We start from the raw sequence: 18,404 nt of genomic DNA, 5'->3' as shown, positions 1-18,404 counted from the left end.
GGCCCGGCCTCACGGGATAAGTCGAACCTATTGCGTCACGGCGGACTCAGAGGTTAATGCGCCCAACGCAGGAGAGGTAGATGAATTTCGCCGACCGTATTCTGACAACCCTGCAGGCCGAGTTTTCCGATCTCGGCCAGGTGGAGGACCTGACCCGCGCCACCCTGCGCCTTGTCCTGGCCATAGTGCTGGGCGGCTTGCTGGGCTATGAGCGTGAGGTAAAGGGCAAGGCCGCGGGGGTGCGTACGCATATGCTGGTGTGCCTGGGGGCCAGTGTCTTCGTCATGTTGCTGGAGATCGAAGGCGCGGATCACGATGCCATGAGCCGGGTCATTCAGGGCGTCGTCGCCGGTATCGGCTTTCTCTGCGCCGGCACCATCCTCAAGGGCGAGCACATTGCCGATGTGCAGGGCCTGACCACCGCCGCCGGCTTATGGGCCACTGCGGCCGTAGGCGTGGCCGTGGGGCTGGGCCATGAAGCGACCGCGGTGCTCGGCACCCTGATGGCGCTGCTGATCCTGCATGTCGTGCCGCTGTTTCTGGACCCCAAGCCCAACGGCAAGGAGGGCAAGCCGGAATAGGCTGCCCCCACTCAACTGACAGCCGCAGCCGCCTAGCAGGCCGTTGAAAAAAACGTAGGCGAGGCAGGCAAGACAAGGCAAAAACGGCCGAGGAAGCGGAGTTTACTGGCTGTAAATGAGCATTCCGAGGCCGTTTTTAACGCAGTATTGCCAACGCAGGTAGTTTTTCAACGGCCTGCTAAGGCTGCGTCCGCTCATAGGCACCAAGGTCGCACACCGCGACGCCATCGCCAGTGCCGTCGAGGGGGCGTGGCTGGCGGCGCTGGTCGTGGCCGCTGCAGGAGCCGAGTCCGGCATCCAGGGCCATGCTGCCGGGGCGCAAGGCCAGGGTCTGGGTCAGGCCGCCGTTGTCCGCCAGTGGTTCGAGCAAGTGACTGAACACCCGCTCGGCGGTTTCGTGGCGGTCCGCCGTGCAGGTACTGGTTGGCGAACTGGTCAGCAAACCGACCGCGCGATAGCTTGAGACGGGCCCGTAGGTGATGCAGTCGGCGGCCTGATCGCTCTCATACGGGTCGTAGTTGCCGACCATCAGACTGTTGCGGATCAACACCTCGCCTCGGTTCACCAGGGCCGGGCCACTGGAGGCGGCGATGCTGACGTTGATCAGCGTGGCGCTCGGTACCGCCTCGCTGGGGGATTCCACATAGCCGTTGTAGAGGGTGCTCCAGTTATTGCTCAGGGTGCTGTTGCTCAGTTTCAGCAGCCCCGTCCCGGTATTGAAGATGGCCCCGCCGCCGCCCATTTCCGCGTGCTGATTGACGGTGAACAGGCTGCGCGCGATATCGGCCGTGCCCAGGTTGTAGAGTGCGCCGCCATGCCCGCGGTCGGCCTGGTCATCGACGCTGTTACGGTCGAAGTGGCTGTCGCGCACCAGCAGCACGCCGGTATTGAAGATGGCCCCGCCACGGCCGAAGTTGTTGCCGTAATACAGCCCCATCGCCTTGCTGCGCTGGAACGTCGAGGCATAAATCTGCGCGTTGCCGTAGTTGGCCAGAGCCCCGCCCTGGCCCCAGTCGAATGCTTCGGCAAGCGGTGCTGGGCTGGCTATCGAGTGCGGGGTGCTGACCTGGTTGTTGAGCAGCCGCACCTGGCGCAACAGCAGCTCGGCATGATTTTCCAGCGCGCCGCCGTTGCGTGCCGAGCGGCCGTTTTCCAGGCTCAGGCGCAGCAATGACAGGCGCGCGCCGGGGCGCACCTCGAACAGGCGGCTCTCGATCTGGCTGATAATCCGCGTCTGCTCCTCGCCGCTGCCCTGAATGGTCAGCTCGCCCAGCACATCGAAGTCACCATCGAGATTGTCGTCCTCATCGCCAGCGAAGCCGTTGGCATCCGGCAGGCTTGGCTGGCTGAGCACATAGTCGCCGGGTGCCAGGCGGATATGCTGCGCGCCGCCGGCCTGGTTGGCCGCCGTTATCGCATCGCGCAGGGAGCAATGGGCATCGCAGATGCCGTCGTATTCATCGGCGCTGAGGGTGACCTGCAACGGCTCGCCGGCGAACGCGCCGCTAGTCGTCAGCAGGCCGCACAGCAGCGTTATCCGGCCGTTGAGGGCAAGTGTCATGGTGAGTCCTTGTAAGTGACAAACAACGGGCTTGGGTACTTGTGCGGCTCGCTAGCGGCGGCAAAGCGCGGGGCACCTTTGCTCAAGGAGGTGGCGGCTATGTAAGCCGCCTCAGGTGTGGAGTCCGCGGCGGTGTGGGGAGTTCAGTCATCCGGCAGAATTGCGGACGGAAGGAAGCAAAGGGCGGAGCAGGGTGGATGTTCACCTCATGGAAAATTACTCAGCCATGCTGGGGTTACCTCAATGCACGATAAGCCGCTCGCGCACCAGAGCCTGCGCCTGCTGGGTCATCTGGTCGAGTAGGCGATCGCGCTGTTTCTTCGCATCGCTCATGGCCCGTTTGCCGTGCTGTTTTACCAGGTAGGCATGGATCTGCCGGACTTCCTTGGACTCGAAGATCGGTGCCAGGTCTTGCACGGCCAGCATGCCGTCCGCGCTATGGTCCTGGGTGCTCATCAGCACCTGCGGGCCCAGCGCCCTCAGCACCTTAAAGCCCATGGCCTCGAAGGTCGCGACCTTGCTCGCCACGCAGGCCAGCTCGGCGTGCGGGCGGCGGCTGATCATCTGTTGCAGCATGGCGCGGGCAATGCCGTGGCGACGCTGGCTGGCCTGCACCGCCATATACGCCAGGGTACAGGCCGCGGGATCGTCCTTGACCGGCAGGTAAAGGGCGAAGCCCAGCACCTGCGAAGGGTCCTGATCATCCAGGGCCAGGATCACCCGCGCGCGGGTCTCCAGGGCACTGTCCATGGCCTGCAGGTACAGGTGCACCTCGTAGCCGATCACGTACTGGTACAGCTGGTAGAGCGGATTGCTGGGCGTCAGCGACACCGGGCTGATGTCGCTGAAGTAGTCCACCACCATCTGCAGGACCTGGCTTTTCAGCGCCTCCGGTGGTGGGGTGTCCAGGTGAACTAGGGTGAACATCGGTAATCTGGCTCCGTGGCGGCCGCATTGGCGAGGCAGCTTTGGCGGCATTGTAACGCCCGTCTGCTCGACGCGTGCCCACAGGCTTCGTGGCACCGCTTGGCCGGCGGCACCGGTGTGCCCCGTGCGGGGCAGCTTCTTGGCCGACGCCCCACCGAACGGGGCAGGGGCTTCTATACTGGTGCGGTACACGCGGGTCTTCTGCGCAAGGCAGGGGGCGTGCTTTCAAGGCTGTGGCCGGGAGGCTGAGGTGGACAAGCAGCAACAGGCAGGCGCGGGCCTTTCTCGGCGTCATTTTCTTTATGGTGGTTTCATTCTCGGCGGCGGCCTGCTGGCCGGCCCGGTGCTGGCGGGGCAGGGCTGCCGAACGAGCGTCGGCGACATTCTCGGTCCCTACTACCGCTTCGGTGCGCCCTTTCTGAGCAAACTGGCGGGGCCGGATGAGCCGGGCGAGCGCCTGGTGGTGAGCGGCAGCGTGTTCAGCGCCGACTGTCGCACGCCCATCCCCAATGCCCTGGTCGAGGTCTGGCAGGCCAACGGCGCGGGCCTGTACGACACCCAGACCCCCGGCAACTTTACCGACAAGGGCAACTTCCACCTGCGCGGCATGCTCTACACCGACGCCCAGGGGCGTTACCGCATCGAGACGGTCATGCCCGGGCGCTACCCGGTGCCGCCTAACCTGCCGGGGCTTGAGCAGTACGCCGGGATTACCCGGCCGGCGCATATCCACTTCCGGGTGATGGAGTCGCTGCACGTGCCGGTGACCCTGCAGCTGTATTTCGAAGGCGACCCCTACATCGCCAAGGACCCCTGGGCCAGCGCGCACCCGGACAACGTCATCGCCCTGGAAGCGGATGGCGAGGGGCGGCGCGGTGCCTTCGATATCGTCCTGGGCCGAGGGTCTAGCTAGAGACGCTGAGCGATAGCGGGCGGTGCGGGCAATCTGTGGGGTCGGGCGCTACCCCGTGGCCAGCCAAGCCGTGAAAAACCGGGGCACTCGCTGCATCCATGCTTCCCGTGTCCGGGTTGGGCTATGATGCGCGCCCTCCAGCGCTCCGGTTAACCCCGCAGGTCATCATGCCCGGCAATGCCCTCTACACCGACCTGTCCGGTTATTACGACCTGATGTGCGCCGATATCGACTATCAGGCGCAAAGCCACTGCATCCACCGGTTGCAGCAGCTGTTCGGCAACGCCGGCATCCGCCACCTCGATCTGGCCTGTGGCACCGGGCCCCATGTGCGCCATTTCATCGATGCCGGCTATACCAGCAGCGGCCTGGATATCAACCAGCCCATGCTGGACAAGGCCGCCATGCGCTGCCCGCAGGCGCACTTCTCCGTGCAGGACATGTGCAGCTTCACGGTGCATGAGCCGCAGGACCTGATCACCTGCTTTCTCTATTCCATCCACTACAGCGGCGCAATCGAGCGGCTGCAAGCCTGCATCGCCAGCGTGCATGCGGCACTCGATGCCAATGGCCTGTTCTGCTTTAACGTGGTCGACAAGGGCAAAATCGACAACCGCCTGTTTGCATCCCATACCGCCACGCATGCCGAAAGCCTGTTCACCTTCAGCTCCGGCTGGCACTACAGCGGCGAGGGCGAGCAGCAATCGCTGAAACTCAGTATCGAAAAGACGACCGCCGCTGAAACCCAGCTATGGCACGACGAACATCCCATGGTTGCCGTGGGCTTTGTTGAGCTACAGGCGCTGTTGCAGCCGTACTTTGACGTGCATGTGCTTGAGCATGATTACCAGAAGATCCTCCCCTGGGATGGCGCTTCCGGGAATGCGCTGTTTGCCTGCGTAAAGATCTAGCGGGTTGATCAACAGCGCGGGGGCCGCTCGTGTTGACCCTGCGATGCGCATACCCAGGCTGCCCTGCTGGTTGTGGGAGGGGCCGCGCCGCGCAGGTCGCGCCGGTGGACCGTGGCGATATCCATGCGGAGGCTAAGGCCACATGTCAGGTTGGCGGTTTGACGCCGCTGATGCACTTGAGGGGTTTCCGGGGCTATGACTGCGCTGCGCTTTGCCCTTGCGGCGAAACCAGTAGAAGCGGGCAGCGGAGAAAAATATGCCCCGGTGACGCCCGCTAAGTGTGCTAGCGCACAGACGCCCACTCGCCGCGAACAGACAGTGGAGTGTCGTCCTCTGTGGAATCGGGCAAAACGCCAGAGCATTCCATAAGGCGTCGCATTGGAGTCAATCTTATGAGTATTCCCAAACTGCTGTATACCGGCATCCTGCTCTCCACCCTGGGGCTGAGCGGCTGCTCGAATATGTCCCATCAGGACAAGACAACCGCTGGCGGCGCAGTAATCGGCGGTGCCGCCGGTCACCTGTTATGCGGCGGCGTGCTGTGCACTGGCGTCGGTGCCGCCGTGGGCGGGGTGATTGGTCACGAAGTTGGCAAGGACGACAAGAAAAACTAATAGGCCGAGCCGCGTGAGGACTGCGAAGCTTTCCGGGTGAATTCGTCGCCTGTTTTTGTTCTTGGTTGCGATTTACCCGTTGCGCTCTGCCTTTCGTAGCGCTTGTGGCCATCAAGGTGGACAGACTTCGCATTGTCCACCCTTGCCGCCGCCCTGGCGCAGGCGTTTGGTTTCAGGCCGGTTCTGCGTTCGGTTTACCTGCAGCGCCCGCTGCAGCTTCACCACCAGGACATCGACCTGGCTCAGGGCCTGAGCCACCGACTCGGTCAGCAGCTCACCGCCCACTTCCTGGCCCTCGATGGCAATCTGGTGCACCCGGCTAATGCCGATAAAGCCGAGGGCGTGATCAGGCTTGGCTCCAGATGGTTTATCTCTTACACAACGATTCCGCTTGGCCTCCTGATGGGGCCTTTGGCGTCGTCTGCGAGATTGTTGACGCAAACCAGCGCTGCGTAGGATGGGTTGAGCAGCGCGATACCCATGCGGTCGATTACAGGCTTGATGAGTATCGCAGCGCTCCACCTACGCGGCCCGCCCCATCCTATGAATGTCCGCAACCCCTGTAGGAGCGGGCTTGCCCGCGATGCTTCTGCCGTTGCTCTGCCTTCCACAAATCAGCCAAACAACGCGGTCCCCGAATCCCGTCAGGAGGCTGAAACGCAGCGAAGCGGAGTAACAGCCGAAGGGCGAGCGTGGCGAGTAAAGAGAAAGTAACTCGCCGTAAGGGCGAAACCCGTAATAGTGGTTAACGGAAATCGTGCCCCCGATTGTTTTTCGGCGCGTGGGGACAGTCAAATCGCGCACGCGAAAAAAAGCCGGCTGATTGGCCGGCTTTCTTTCTGGCAGCAGTTCCGATGTAGTCATGCGGGGTTCTCGATCAGACAGTCGGAGCTACCTTAGGCAACGCGGTTTTCGATCAGGCGGTCAGAACCACCTTCGGCAACGCGGTTTTCGATCAGACGGTCAGAGCCACCTTCGGCAACGCGGTTTTCGATCAGACGGTCAGAACCACCTTCGGCGACGCGGTTTTCGATCAGACGGTCAGAGCCACCTTCGGCGACGCGGTTTTCGATCAGGCGGTCAGAACCACCTTCGGCAACGCGGTTTTCGATCAGGCGGTCAGAGCCACCTTCGGCGACGCGATTCTCGATCAGGCGGTCAGAGCCACCTTCGGCAACGCGATTCTCGATCAGGCGGTCAGAACCACCTTCGGCAACGCGGTTTTCGATCAGTCGGTCAGAACCACCTTCGGCGACGCGGTTGTCGATCAGGCGGTCAGAACCACCTTCGGCGACGCGGTTTTGGATCAGGCGGTCAGAACCACCTTCGGCAACGCGGTTTTCGATCAGACGGTCAGAACCACCTTCGGCGACGCGGCTTTCGATCAGACGGTCAGAGCCACCCTCGGCGACGCGGTTTTCGATCAGGCGGTCAGAGCCACCTTCAGCGACCACTGGTTGAGCAGAGGAAGCAGCAAAAACGTTGGCTGCCAGTACAGAGAAAGCAAAGCTGAGGATGAGTTGGCGTTTCATGATGGTGTGCTCCGGGGTGTTATTGGTTGATGGAGCAGATGGTACGCCCGAGGTTTTTTAAGAGAACTTCATTGAGCTGATGGTAAACATCGATGCCGATAATGGTTTATCTCGGGCGTCTAGCGTCGGCGTGATAGTCCAGCCTCGCCAACGGCCGCCGGCACGCAGCTTTGTGATGGGTATCGCTGCGCTCAACCTACGCGGCCCGCCCCATCCTACGAATCTGCCGCAATCCTGTAGGAGCGGCCTTGGCCGCGATGCTTTTGCTTTTCGCTCTGGCTTCCACAAATCCCTCAAACAACGCGGTCCCCGAATCCCGTCAGGAGGCCGAAACGCAGCGAAGCGGAGTAACAGCCGCAGGCTGGCCCGAAGGGCGAGCGCAGCGAGTAGTGGAGGTGCTGTGGAGAGGGGCGTTTGGCATGGATGCCAAACGAGGAACTATGGGTGGGGCCGCCTAGGCCAGGGATGGCCCTTCGTGACGACCCTCGGAACAGCACCGGAGCGAGGAAACGCAGCGAAGCGGAGTAACAGCCGAAGGCTGGCCCGAAGGGCGAGCGTAGCGAGTAAAGAGAAAGTAACTCGCCGTAAAGCCGAAACCAGTAGAAGAGGGCGACGTAGAAAATAAATCTGTCCCCTTTTTGTTAGTCCCCTTTTTGTTACCCTTTTTGTTAATTAATCTATGTGTGAAATTAACTCGCTCATCCAAGTGAGGTTTTTAGGGTTGTTGTTGATTCGACAGTATTCATCACAAATTATTGACTTCATTTCTGTTGTAAAGAGGTAGTCTTTGAAATCGTCAAGTAACTCGTAGCTTTCTTTGTTCTTTTTGTTAAGGAAGGATAGTTTTCTGCTTATGTCTGGATGAGTCTTTTTTGTATTCTGGTCGTAGTGCTCTAGGAAATGTTTCAGCTTGGCGTCATTGTCGCTGATGTTGTTCAAGGCTTGCCATAGTATTTCTGCGTCTATAACATCTTCTATTACGGTATTTACGCCATTTGGATTGGCCACAGAAATCAAGCTGGAGTTGTCTGTATCTCGGTCAAGGCTCAGTCTGAAAAATAAGAGTTTTTTCTTGGTGTGGCTTGTGCTGTAGTCTTTTATTGTCATCACTGATTTTTCGTCGGTGTCGACAAGGCAGATTATTTTACCGTTTATATTCGAGTTTTCTTTGTCGTCAGAGAATGGGACTTTTAGGAATTCGTAAAGTTTTTTTACGTTTCCGGACCCGTTAAAAGGTAATATTATTATCTTGTCGTTTGATTTTTTTATGTGTGACTGAATATATTTGGCGTCTTCGGTTCCTTCGCATATTATCCATGTATAGTCTGTTTTCTTTAGAAGTGACAGCATGGAGCTCATTAAATCAAAATAACTTTTCATTTCAATTGAGTCAGGGAAAGATCTACGCTGATCGTAGAGGTTGCTCAAGGGGAATACTTTGTGCTCAGGTGCTTTGTTTGGGGTGTCTTCAATGAAGCTCAGTAGGCCTTTTGTTGGCTTTAAAAGTAAGCCGTACCAGTGCGTGGTTATGAGTAGTTGTCTTTTAAAGTCTGTAGATATTCTTATTAGTCGTGTAAATTGTTCGAAGCAATTTGCCGGTTCAAGAGAGTTTTCAGGTTCGTCGATGGCTAGAATGACATTTTTGTTTTTTTTGTTTTCTGTAGAAAGAAGGGTGGTTGCTACGTCAATTAAAGCTAGGCGCTGCTGGCCAGAGCTGAGGCTTTTAATATGTTTCCCATCTTTGGTTAATGGGCGAATGTGGAAGAATTCTTTAAATATGGTCTCTATTATGTCGTTGGACTTTATCGTTTTTTTGTAAGTGCCTCTTGCTAGAAACTCATAGCCATCTCGTAATTTTGAATTTATCCCTTGTATGTATGTGTCTAGTTCTGTGTTGATAATGTCTAAGAGGCTTTTGTATTTTGTTTCTTCGTTAAATAGATAGTCTTTTTTGTCAAGTAAAACCCTGATTTCATCTATTACGCTCTTGTCCATCAGGCTCTGCATCTCTTTTGCCTGTAGGTTTAGTATGTCACTTACTTTGTTTTCGACTGGGATATAGACGTAGCTATAGAGGTCTACTATTTCTTTGAATAAGTCATTTACGAACTGTTTTGATGTTCCGTGTCTTCTTGTTTGATCGAGAATTATTTTGTGGAATGTAGTAGTGAGTAGTATGTTCCCTTCATAGTCTTTTCCAATCGCAATAAGGTAGTGGCTTTCCCTTGTTTGTGTTTTTGCTAATTTCTCACGAAAGTTTAGGAATTTGTTGGTGTAATCATTGTTTCCGGATTTTGAGAAGTCAAAGTTCCAGTAGCATTCTGATAGGGCTTCGATCTTTGCGTTGTTGGGTAATTGCTGTTTTGGTATCAAGAAAACAGGGCAAATACTTGTTCTGTCTTTCTTTTTTCCGGCCGTTGTTTCCCACTCTTTAGGGCTTATTCCATTCATTAGACAGTTTAGGCTTTCGAGGACTGCTGATTTCCCAACTCCATTCGGTCCTATGAATACGTTTAGTTTGTTTTCGGGGTCTTCGATAAAAGGAATAAAATTTATATTGCTATAGCTTTTATAGTTTTGGAGGAAAAGTCCCGCAAGCATTTTCATATCCTAAAGTAAAAGCCCCGCACTAGGCGGGGCTTTCTAAACGATTCCCCAACATCCATGGCAGGTGTAGGGTCAATCTACGCTGATATCAGCTAGCCATCAATCCCAGCTCAACGCCCCACCAGTCTGATACTCAATAACCCGCGTCTCGAAGAAGTTCTTCTCCTTCTTCAGGTCCATGATTTCGCTCATCCATGGGAAGGGGTTGGAGGTACCTGGGTACTCTTCCTTCAAGCCAATCTGAGTCAGGCGACGGTTGGCGATAAATTTGAGGTAGTCCTCCATCATCGCCGCGTTCATACCCAGTACGCCGCGGGGCATGGTGTCGCGGGCGTATTCGATTTCCAGCTGGGTGCCTTCCAGGATCATCTGGGTTGCTTCGTCCTTCATCGCGGCGTCCCACAGGTGCGGGTTTTCGATCTTGATCTGGTTGATCACGTCGATGCCGAAGTTCAGGTGCATGGATTCGTCGCGCAGGATGTACTGGAACTGCTCGGCGACGCCGGTCATCTTGTTGCGGCGGCCCATGGAGAGGATCTGGGTGAAGCCGCAATAGAAGAAGATGCCTTCCAGTACGCAGTAGTAGGCGATCAGGTTGCGCAGCAGTTCTTTGTCGGTCTCGACGGTGCCGGTGGTGAAGGTCGGGTCGGAGATCGAGCGGGTGTATTTGAGGCCCCAGGCGGCTTTCTTCGCGACCGATGGAATCTCGTGGTACATGTTGAAGATCGCGCCTTCATCCATGCCCAGCGATTCGATGCAGTACTGGTAGGCGTGGGTGTGGATCGCTTCTTCGAAGGCCTGGCGCAGGATGTACTGGCGGCACTCGGGGTTGGTGATCAGGCGGTAGACGGCCAGCACCAGGTTGTTGGCGACCAGGCTGTCGGCGGTGGAGAAGAAGCCGAGGTTGCGCATGACGATGCGGCGCTCGTCGTCGGTCAGACCGTCGGTGCCTTTCCACAACGCGATGTCCGCGTTCATGTTCACTTCCTGGGGCATCCAGTGGTTGGCGCAACCATCCAGATACTTCTGCCAGGCCCAGTCGTACTTGAAGGGTACGAGCTGGTTGAGGTCGGCGCGGCAGTTGATCATGCGCTTTTCGTCGACCGCGACGCGGGCGGAGGCACCTTCCAGCTCGGCCAGGCCTTCGGCGATGTCGAGTTGGTCCAGTGCGGCCTTGGCTCGGGCCACGGCGGCGCTGTCATCGGCGGCGATGGCGCGGGCTTCGACCGCGGCGGCACCGCCGACCTGGTCGAGCTTGTCGATGTTCATGTCCGCGACTTGGGCGGTGGTGTTGCTGGCAACGACTGCGTCTGCGCCGTCTTCCTTATCGAATTCATCCCAGCTCAGCATGGCTTGGCTCCTGCTTGCGGGCCGGTGAAATGACCGGCCTGTATGGATATACAGTTACTTCTAATTATGTTCCGTTGCGTACAGCGCGCAAGGGCAAAACGGGTACCGCTGGTCGGGGGTGGCTCTAGTGACTGGCCGTTGCCCCGAAGCCCACGCCGGGTAGGGCGGGGGTTGGTAATTAGTGGGGGAGGGCGGTGTTGCTTAGCCCTTCTCCCGGTACAGCTGTGTTGCTTGTGCTCTTGCTCGACATTCGAGCGTGAAGCTGAGCGAGTAGTCGCAAGGCACCTGCTGGAGTGGAGCCCCTGAGCGTACGCATGTACGTGATGGGGGCCGCTCCGGCAGGTAACGCCGCGAATGCCGCTCAGATCCGCGCGTTGCCGAACACCTTACTGGCAGGCTTCGCAGTCTGGTTCATCGATGGCACAGGCCTTTGGTACTGGAGCCGGGCCTGCGCTCATTTCCACTTCCGGGGCCTTGGCCGGTGCTGCGCTGAGGCCATCGTTGCCACCGCTGGACACGGCATTCAGCTTGCCGGTGTTGATGGTGGACTTCTCGGTGCTGGTCGCGGCCAGGGCACGGAGGTAGTAGGTGGTTTTCAGGCCACGGTACCAGGCCATGCGGTAGGTCACGTCGAGCTTCTTGCCGCTGGCACCTGCGATGTAGAGGTTCAGCGACTGCGCCTGGTCGATCCACTTCTGGCGACGGCTGGCGGCATCGACGATCCACTTGGTGTCGACTTCGAACGCGGTGGCGTAGAGGTCTTTCAGCTCTTGCGGGATGCGCTCGATCTGCTGCACCGAACCGTCGTAGTACTTGAGGTCGTTGATCATGACCGAGTCCCACAGACCGCGGGCCTTGAGGTCACGCACCAGGTAGGGGTTGATCACGGTGAATTCGCCCGAGAGGTTCGATTTCACATAGAGGTTCTGGTAGGTCGGTTCGATCGACTGCGATACGCCGGTGATGTTGGCGATGGTGGCGGTCGGTGCGATGGCCATGATGTTGGAGTTACGGATGCCTTTCTGCACACGGGCACGAACCGGGGCCCAGTCCAGGGACTCGGTGAGGTCGACGTCGATGTACTTCTGGCCGCGCTGCTCGATCAGGATCTGCTGCGAGTCGAGTGGCAGGATGCCCTTGCTCCACAGCGAACCCTGGAAGGTCTCGTAGCTGCCGCGCTCGTCGGCCAGGTCACAGGAGGCCTGGATGGCGTAGTAGCTGACCGCTTCCATCGACTTGTCGGCGAATTCCACTGCGGCATCGGAGCCGTAGGGGATGTGCTGCAGGTACAGCGCGTCCTGGAAGCCCATGATGCCGAGGCCGACCGGGCGGTGCTTGAAGTTGGAGTTCTTCGCTTGCGGCACCGAGTAGTAGTTGATGTCGATAACGTTATCGAGCATGCGCACGGCGACCTTGATGGTCTTCTGCAGCTTGGCGGTGTCCAGCTTGCCGTCGACGATGTGGTTCGGCAGGTTGACGGAACCCAGGTTGCACACGGCGATTTCGTCGGCGTTGGTGTTCAGGGTGATCTCGGTGCACAGGTTCGAGCTGTGGACCACGCCCACGTGCTGCTGCGGGCTGCGCAGGTTGCATGGGTCCTTGAAGGTCAGCCATGGGTGGCCGGTTTCGAACAGCATGCTGAGCATCTTGCGCCACAGGTCTTTGGCCTGAATGGTCTTGAACAGCTTGATCTTGCCGCCGTACTGGGTCAGGGCTTCGTAGTACTCGTAGCGCTCTTCGAAGGCCTTGCCGGTGAGGTCGTGCAGGTCCGGCACTTCGGACGGGCTGAACAGGGTCCACTGGCCGTCGTCGAACACGCGCTTCATGAACAGGTCGGGAATCCAGTTCGCGGTGTTCATGTCGTGGGTGCGGCGACGGTCGTCACCGGTGTTCTTGCGCAGCTCGATGAACTCTTCGATGTCCATGTGCCAGGTTTCCAGGTAGGCGCAGACCGCGCCCTTGCGCTTGCCGCCCTGGTTGACTGCTACCGCGGTGTCGTTGACCACTTTGAGGAAGGGCACAACGCCCTGGCTCTTGCCGTTGGTGCCTTTGATGTAAGCGCCCAGAGCACGTACCGGGGTCCAGTCGTTGCCCAGACCGCCAGCAAACTTGGACAGCATGGCGTTGTCGTGGATGGCGTTGTAGATGCCCGACAGGTCATCCGGCACGGTGGTCAGGTAGCAGCTGGACAGCTGCGGACGCAGGGTGCCGGCGTTGAACAGGGTCGGCGTCGAGGCCATGTAGTCGAAGGACGACAACAGGTTGTAGAACTCGATGGCGCGCTCTTCACGCTGCTTCTCTTCGATGGCCAGGCCCATGGCCACGCGCATAAAGAAGATCTGCGGCAGTTCGAAGCGGGTGCCGTCCTTGTGGATGAAGTAGCGGTCGTAGAGGGTCTGCAGGCCCAGGTAGGTGAACTGCTGATCGCGCTCGTGGTTGATCGCCTGGCCGAGTTTTTCCAGGTCGAAGGTGGCCAGCACCGGGTTCAGCAGTTCGAACTCGATACCCTTGGCGATATAGGCCGGCAGGGCCTTGGCGTACAGCTCGCTCATCTCGTGGTGAGTGGCGCTGGTGGCGACACCGAGGAAGCCCAGGCCTTCGGCGCGGATGTTGTCCATCAGCAGGCGCGCGGTGACGTAGCTGTAGTTCGGCTCACGCTCAACCAGGGTACGGGCGGTCATCACCAGGGCGGTGCTGACGTCGCTCTGCGCTACGCCGTCGTAGAGGTTCTTCAGGGTTTCTTTCTGGATCAGCGCGCCATCGACTTCCGCCAGGCCTTCGCAGGCTTCGGTGACGATGGTGTTGAGGCGGCCCATGTCCAGCGGCGCAACGGTGCCGTCGAGGTGGGTGACGCGAATGCTCGGGTGCGGCTGGGCGATGTCGCTGGTGGCACCGCGCTTGCGCTCCTGGCTGCGCGACTCACGGTAGATCACGTAGTCACGGGCGACTTTCTGCTCGCCGGAACGCATCAGGGCCAGTTCGACCTGGTCCTGGATTTCTTCGATATGGATGGTGCCGCCGGAGGGCATGCGGCGCTTGAAGGTGGCGGTGACCTGCTCGGTCAGGCGCTCGACGGTTTCATGGATACGCGACGAGGCGGCAGCGGTGCCGCCCTCTACAGCGAGAAAGGCCTTGGTGATGGCAACGGTGATCTTGTCGTCGGTGTACGGCACCACGGTGCCGTTACGCTTGATCACACGCAGCTGGCCCGGCGCGGTGGCGCTCAGGCTCTGGTTGTCATCGGCGGCCTGCGGCGCCTGGGCCTGCGGGTTCTCGCGGGAGGTGTCGGTATGCATGAAAATCTCCATGTTCTGTATTTGTTAGTTGGACGCTTTACTGTCGATCACTGCGACGAACTGTCGTTCATTCCATTTCAACAACGCCATGCGCACAGCCAGGGGCCGGGCGTACAGGGACTTGCAAACTGGGCAGGGAAGGGACGACTAAAACGCCTTCCTGGCTAAAAAGACACTTGCTGGGGCGTTTTACCGCCCTGGCTACTACATCTAGTGGTGCCCTCGCATCGGCGGGGGCTCCGGAATCCATATTCGGGCGCGTCTGGCGCGACCCTTGAGCCTGTCTGCCGGGGTAGGGCAGGCGAGCTGTAGCAACGGTTTTAAACCACCGGCGAAGGACTGGGATCAGGCCGTTTGCGTGTCATTCTTCTTGTGTCCGGTGGCCAGGCTAAACCCAACATGTGGTGGGTGTTGCGCGATGGGGATACAAGATAATGCGCTATCTGGGGTATTGCAAGGCGAGCGAACAAGAACAACCTGTGGATAAGTTGTGGGTGAATTGTGGGTGAAAGACGCGCTTTCCTGCGCAGCCCCCGTCACTGCTGGGGTGCGCCGTTCGTCGCCGTTGGCGGGGCCTGTCGGGGTTTTTTACAGAAGTGTTACGCGGTGCTGCTTGATACTACATCTAGTGTTTTTCGTTGAAGTATGGCATGCGCTATGCAGTGCCCCGCGCGTTGATACAATGCCCACCGTTTCCGCGCTATCTGGGAGTTCGTTGTGGAGCAGCAGTCGTGGCACATTCTTATTGTCGAAGACGACCAGCGCCTGGCCGAGTTGACCCGTGAATACCTGCAGAGCAATGGCCTCAACGTGTCCATCGAGATGGACGGCGCGCTGGCCGCCGCGCGGATTCTGCAGGAGCAGCCGGATCTGGTGATTCTCGATCTGATGCTGCCGGGCGAAGACGGCCTGTCGATCTGCCGCAAGGTGCGTGGCCAGTACGAGGGGCCGATCCTGATGCTGACCGCGCGCACCGATGACATGGACCAGGTGCTGGGCCTGGAGATGGGCGCGGATGATTACGTGTGCAAGCCGGTGCGCCCACGGGTGTTGCTGGCGCGTATCCGCGCGCTGTTGCGCCGCCGCGAAGGCAGCGAGGTGGCGGCAGTGGCCGAGCGTAGGCGGCTGCAGTTCGGCCCGCTGGTGATCGACAGCGCCATGCGCGAGGCCTGGCTGGGTGAGCAGGCCATCGAACTGACCAGCGCCGAATTCGACCTGCTCTGGCTGCTGACCGCCAACGCCGGGCGCATCCTCTCCCGCGAGGAAATCTTCAACGCCCTGCGCGGCATCGAGTACGACGGCCAGGACCGCTCCATCGACGTGCGCATCTCGCGCATCCGCCCGAAGATCGGCGATGACCCCATGCATCCACGGCTGATCAAGACTGTGCGCAGCAAAGGCTATCTGTTTGTCGCCGAAGCGGCTGAAGCGCTGCTATGACTTCGCGGCCATGAACTCGATCTTCCTGCGCATCTACGGCGGCATGCTCGCCGTGCTGGTGCTGGTGGCGCTGCTCGGTGTCGGCGCACTGCAGCTGCTCAACGAGGTGCGCGCCGATCAATACCGCGAGCGCCTGGCCCAGGGCACCTTCCGCCTGATGGCAGACAACCTCGCGCCCATGGTGGATGTCGAGCGGCGGCGGGCGGTGGCGGTGTGGGGGCGGCTGCTTGGCATCCCCTTGCAGATTCAGGCCGTGGCCGAGGTGACGCTCGATGGCGGGGCGCGCAACCGCCTCAAGCGTGGCCAGGTTGTGGTGCAGCAGACTGGCCCCCATGCCGCCAGGGTTTACAGCCTGCTGGACGACAAGCAGGGGCTGCTGCTGACCGGTGAAGTGCAGCAGGTCAGTGAACAGCTGGCGCGGGCCACGGCGTTTCTGCTGATCGACGAGCTGGTGCGCTACCCCTGGGACGAGCAGCCACGGCGGCTGGCCGAACTGAAGCAGGCCAAGCAGTTTGGCTTCGACCTGCGCCTGGTGCGCCTCGATCAGGCCGACCTCGACCCCGACCAGCGCCGCCGGGTGGACGAGGGCGATACGGTGATGGCCCTGGGCCGCGGCGGCGACAGCATCCATGTGTTCTCCGGCATCGTCGATACCGACTGGGTGCTGGAAATCGGCCCGCTGTACCAGATGAATCCCTATCCGCCGCAGCTGCTGGTGCTGATCGGGGCCCTGGGCCTGAGCCTGATCGGGCTGATGGTCTACCTGCTGGTGCGGCCCCTGGAACAGCGTTTGAGCGGCCTTGAAGGAGCCGCCACGCGGATCGCCAGCGGCCGCCTGGATGCCCGCGTGCCGACCCGCGGCACGGATTCGGTGGGGCGTCTGGCGGCGGCCTTCAACGCCATGGCCGAGCACCTGCAGCGCTCCCTGAGCATCCAGCGCGAGATGGTTCGCGCCGTGTCCCACGAGCTGCGCACCCCAGTGGCGCGCCTGCGCTTCGGCCTGGAGATGATCGGCGATGCCGAGAATGAAACGGCGCGGCGCAAATATATGGACGGCATGGACAGCGATATCCAGGACCTCGACAAGCTGGTCGACGAGATGCTGACCTACGCACGCCTGGAGCAGGGCGCGCCGGCGCTGAACTTCCAGCAGGTCGACCTGGGCAAGCTGATCGACCAGGTGATCGACGAACTGGCCCCGCTGCGCCCCGGCGTACGGGTCGAGCGCGGCCCTTCACGCGATGCCCCGGATGGCAGCGGAGCCTGCGTCGAGGCCGAGCTGCGCTACCTGCACCGCGCCCTGCAGAACCTGGTGAGCAACGCCATGCGCCATGCCGAGACGCGGGTGCGGGTCAGTTATCAGGTCGGCCAGCAGCGCTGCCGCCTGGATATCGAGGACGACGGCCCCGGGGTGCCGGAAGATGCCTGGGAACATATCTTTACCCCCTTCCTGCGCCTGGACGACAGCCGCACCCGCGCCTCCGGCGGCCATGGCCTGGGCCTGTCGATCGTGCGGCGAATCATCTACTGGCACGCCGGCCGCGCGCAGATCAGCCGCAGCGCCAGCCTCGGCGGTGCCTGCTTCACCCTGATCTGGCCGCGCAAGCAGGAATAGACTGCGGCGCTGCGACCATCACTATCGCGGGCAAGCCCGCTCCTACGCGGTTCGGTGTTGTACCTGTAGGAGCGGCGGGGGTGCCTAGCCTTGTCCGCGAATCTTTTGTGGCCGGCGCGCAATTCGTCCTATGTAAGTAAGACCGCGCAAGCCCGCGTGCGCAGCGGCGTACCGACCATCGCTATCGCGGGCAAGCCCGCTCCTACCCGGCTTGGCGCAGTACCTGTAGGAGTGGCGGGGGCACCTAGCCCATGCCCGCGAAGCTTTTGCGGCCGAGCGCGCAATTCGTCTAACCCGCCCTGCGCAACCCCGGCCCCTCAACTACAAGCGGAAAATGGCGGGTTCCCCGCCGATCAAATGATGGGATGGCCAATAACCCTGAGATTCAAGGGTTGTATTGATAATTATTATCATTAAGATATGCGTCTGATGTGAGCCAAGGAGGCTAGCAATGGGCGCTTTCTGTTTCTGCTCCGCGACTTCGCCGGCCGCTGCCACGGGCTTGCCCGGTGCCTCGCGAGCGACCCTGCAGGTCGAGCTGGAGCAGCTCTACAACCGCCATCGTGGCGCACTCACCGACTTTGCCCAGGGCATGCTCGGTTGCCGTGCCCGCGCCGAAGACGTGGTCCAGGATGCCTTCCTCAAGCTCTGGGAGGATGGCGACCCGCGGGCCATCCGCGACGCCCTGAAATACCTGTTCCGTGTGGTGCGCAACCTGGCCATCGACCGCCTGCGCCGGCTCGGCCTGGAGGGGCGCTACCAGGTGGATGAGGAGCGGCTGCCGGATGTGCCGGCCGCCACCCCGTCGCCGGAGCGGGTGGTGCTCGGCGAGCTGCACTGGCAGCACCTGCAGCATGCCCTGGCCGAACTGCCGGTGCGCACCCGTACCGCCTTCACCATGAGCCAGGTGGAGGGCTACAGCCAGCGCGAGGTGGCCAGCCACCTGCGCGCCTCGCCGACCCTGGTGCATTTAATGGTGCGCGACGCCGTCTACCACTGCCGTGTGCGCCTGGGCGACGCGGCGGCATGACCCTTTTCTTCCGCTCAGTCGGGCCGC

Annotated in this window: 12 protein-coding genes and 2 pseudogenes; 7 read left to right on the top strand and 7 right to left on the bottom strand. The window is 60.1% G+C overall.

Annotated features, from left to right (window positions below):
- The first annotated feature begins 80 nt into the window (after nucleotides 1-80).
- Complete coding sequence (locus WMW70_RS07930) at nucleotides 81-581, top strand: MgtC/SapB family protein (protein WP_341436961.1); 501 nt, start codon at nucleotides 81-83, stop codon at nucleotides 579-581.
- Nucleotides 582-759: 178 nt separating this feature from the next.
- Here the strand turns inward: WMW70_RS07930 and WMW70_RS07925 are convergent, their stop codons facing one another.
- Together WMW70_RS07925 and WMW70_RS07920 are read right to left on the bottom strand one after the other, a co-directional pair.
- Entirely contained in the window at nucleotides 760-2,142 is a 1,383-nt protein-coding gene (locus WMW70_RS07925) for a CSLREA domain-containing protein (RefSeq protein WP_341436960.1), read from the bottom strand.
- A gap of 240 nt (nucleotides 2,143-2,382) precedes the next feature.
- Nucleotides 2,383-3,069 (bottom strand): GNAT family N-acetyltransferase, encoded by a 687-nt coding sequence (locus WMW70_RS07920; protein ID WP_341436959.1) that lies wholly within the window; start codon nucleotides 3,067-3,069, stop codon nucleotides 2,383-2,385.
- 250 nt (nucleotides 3,070-3,319) lie between these two features.
- Between WMW70_RS07920 and WMW70_RS07915 the strand changes: the two genes are divergently transcribed.
- The 3 genes from WMW70_RS07915 to WMW70_RS07905 all read left to right on the top strand — a co-directional run bounded on the left by WMW70_RS07915 (nucleotide 3,320) and on the right by WMW70_RS07905 (nucleotide 5,507).
- Entirely contained in the window at nucleotides 3,320-3,982 is a 663-nt protein-coding gene (locus tag WMW70_RS07915; RefSeq protein WP_341436958.1) for a dioxygenase family protein, read from the top strand.
- A gap of 167 nt (nucleotides 3,983-4,149) precedes the next feature.
- On the top strand, nucleotides 4,150-4,893 hold the full coding sequence (locus WMW70_RS07910; RefSeq protein ID WP_341436957.1) for a class I SAM-dependent DNA methyltransferase: 744 nt from the start codon (nucleotides 4,150-4,152) through the stop codon (nucleotides 4,891-4,893).
- A gap of 392 nt (nucleotides 4,894-5,285) precedes the next feature.
- The gene (locus WMW70_RS07905) at nucleotides 5,286-5,507 is read left to right on the top strand and encodes an osmotically-inducible lipoprotein B (protein ID WP_341436956.1); all 222 of its coding nucleotides are present in this window, start codon (nucleotides 5,286-5,288) and stop codon (nucleotides 5,505-5,507) included.
- 111 nt (nucleotides 5,508-5,618) lie between these two features.
- Here WMW70_RS07905 and WMW70_RS07900 read toward each other — a convergent pair.
- The 5 genes and pseudogenes from WMW70_RS07900 to WMW70_RS07880 all read right to left on the bottom strand — a co-directional run.
- A pseudogene (locus WMW70_RS07900) lies at nucleotides 5,619-5,878 on the bottom strand (hypothetical protein); the annotation flags it as partial.
- A gap of 723 nt (nucleotides 5,879-6,601) precedes the next feature.
- Nucleotides 6,602-7,039 (bottom strand): annotated as a pseudogene (locus WMW70_RS07895) (phage infection protein); the annotation flags it as partial.
- Nucleotides 7,040-7,711: 672 nt separating this feature from the next.
- Entirely contained in the window at nucleotides 7,712-9,640 is a 1,929-nt protein-coding gene (locus WMW70_RS07890; protein ID WP_341436955.1) for an AAA family ATPase, read from the bottom strand.
- Between the two features lie 105 nt (nucleotides 9,641-9,745).
- Nucleotides 9,746-10,996 (bottom strand): ribonucleotide-diphosphate reductase subunit beta, encoded by a 1,251-nt coding sequence (locus WMW70_RS07885; RefSeq protein WP_341436953.1) that lies wholly within the window; start codon nucleotides 10,994-10,996, stop codon nucleotides 9,746-9,748.
- Between the two features lie 386 nt (nucleotides 10,997-11,382).
- Nucleotides 11,383-14,292 (bottom strand): ribonucleoside-diphosphate reductase subunit alpha, encoded by a 2,910-nt coding sequence (locus WMW70_RS07880; protein WP_341436952.1) that lies wholly within the window; start codon nucleotides 14,290-14,292, stop codon nucleotides 11,383-11,385.
- 717 nt (nucleotides 14,293-15,009) lie between these two features.
- On the opposite strand from WMW70_RS07880, the gene WMW70_RS07875 reads away from it, so the two are divergent.
- From WMW70_RS07875 to WMW70_RS07865, 3 genes are all read left to right on the top strand, one after another.
- Nucleotides 15,010-15,732 carry a response regulator gene (locus WMW70_RS07875; RefSeq protein WP_341436951.1) on the top strand — a complete coding sequence of 241 codons (723 nt, stop codon included), beginning with the start codon at nucleotides 15,010-15,012 and terminating at the stop codon, nucleotides 15,730-15,732.
- Nucleotides 15,733-15,742: 10 nt separating this feature from the next.
- Nucleotides 15,743-17,347: an ATP-binding protein gene (locus tag WMW70_RS07870; protein ID WP_341436950.1), complete on the top strand. Its 1,605-nt coding sequence runs from the start codon at nucleotides 15,743-15,745 to the stop codon at nucleotides 17,345-17,347.
- Between the two features lie 451 nt (nucleotides 17,348-17,798).
- A complete protein-coding gene (locus tag WMW70_RS07865; RefSeq protein WP_341436949.1) occupies nucleotides 17,799-18,377 on the top strand; it encodes a sigma-70 family RNA polymerase sigma factor in 579 nt (192 codons plus the stop codon).
- Nucleotides 18,378-18,404 lie beyond the last annotated feature (27 nt).

It is taken from the genome of Pseudomonas sp. XK-1 (assembly GCF_038069885.1).
Taxonomy (GTDB): Bacteria; Pseudomonadota; Gammaproteobacteria; order Pseudomonadales; family Pseudomonadaceae; genus Aquipseudomonas.
Note: the sequence above shows the minus strand (reverse complement) of the source record. Positions and strands in the feature narration are given on the sequence as shown.

Excerpts from the sequence above, each read along its gene's own strand:
- WMW70_RS07930 (WP_341436961.1), top strand. The coding sequence starts at position 81 with ATGAATTTCGCCGACCGTATTCTGACAACCCTGCAGGCCGAGTTTTCC.
- WMW70_RS07925 (WP_341436960.1), bottom strand. The coding sequence starts at position 2,142 with ATGACACTTGCCCTCAACGGCCGGATAACGCTGCTGTGCGGCCTGCTG.
- WMW70_RS07920 (WP_341436959.1), bottom strand. The coding sequence starts at position 3,069 with ATGTTCACCCTAGTTCACCTGGACACCCCACCACCGGAGGCGCTGAAA.
- WMW70_RS07910 (WP_341436957.1), top strand. The coding sequence starts at position 4,150 with ATGCCCGGCAATGCCCTCTACACCGACCTGTCCGGTTATTACGACCTG.
- WMW70_RS07905 (WP_341436956.1), top strand. The coding sequence starts at position 5,286 with ATGAGTATTCCCAAACTGCTGTATACCGGCATCCTGCTCTCCACCCTG.
- WMW70_RS07890 (WP_341436955.1), bottom strand. The coding sequence starts at position 9,640 with ATGCTTGCGGGACTTTTCCTCCAAAACTATAAAAGCTATAGCAATATA.
- WMW70_RS07885 (WP_341436953.1), bottom strand. The coding sequence starts at position 10,996 with ATGCTGAGCTGGGATGAATTCGATAAGGAAGACGGCGCAGACGCAGTC.
- WMW70_RS07880 (WP_341436952.1), bottom strand. The coding sequence starts at position 14,292 with ATGCATACCGACACCTCCCGCGAGAACCCGCAGGCCCAGGCGCCGCAG.
- WMW70_RS07870 (WP_341436950.1), top strand. The coding sequence starts at position 15,743 with ATGAACTCGATCTTCCTGCGCATCTACGGCGGCATGCTCGCCGTGCTG.
- WMW70_RS07865 (WP_341436949.1), top strand. The coding sequence starts at position 17,799 with ATGGGCGCTTTCTGTTTCTGCTCCGCGACTTCGCCGGCCGCTGCCACG.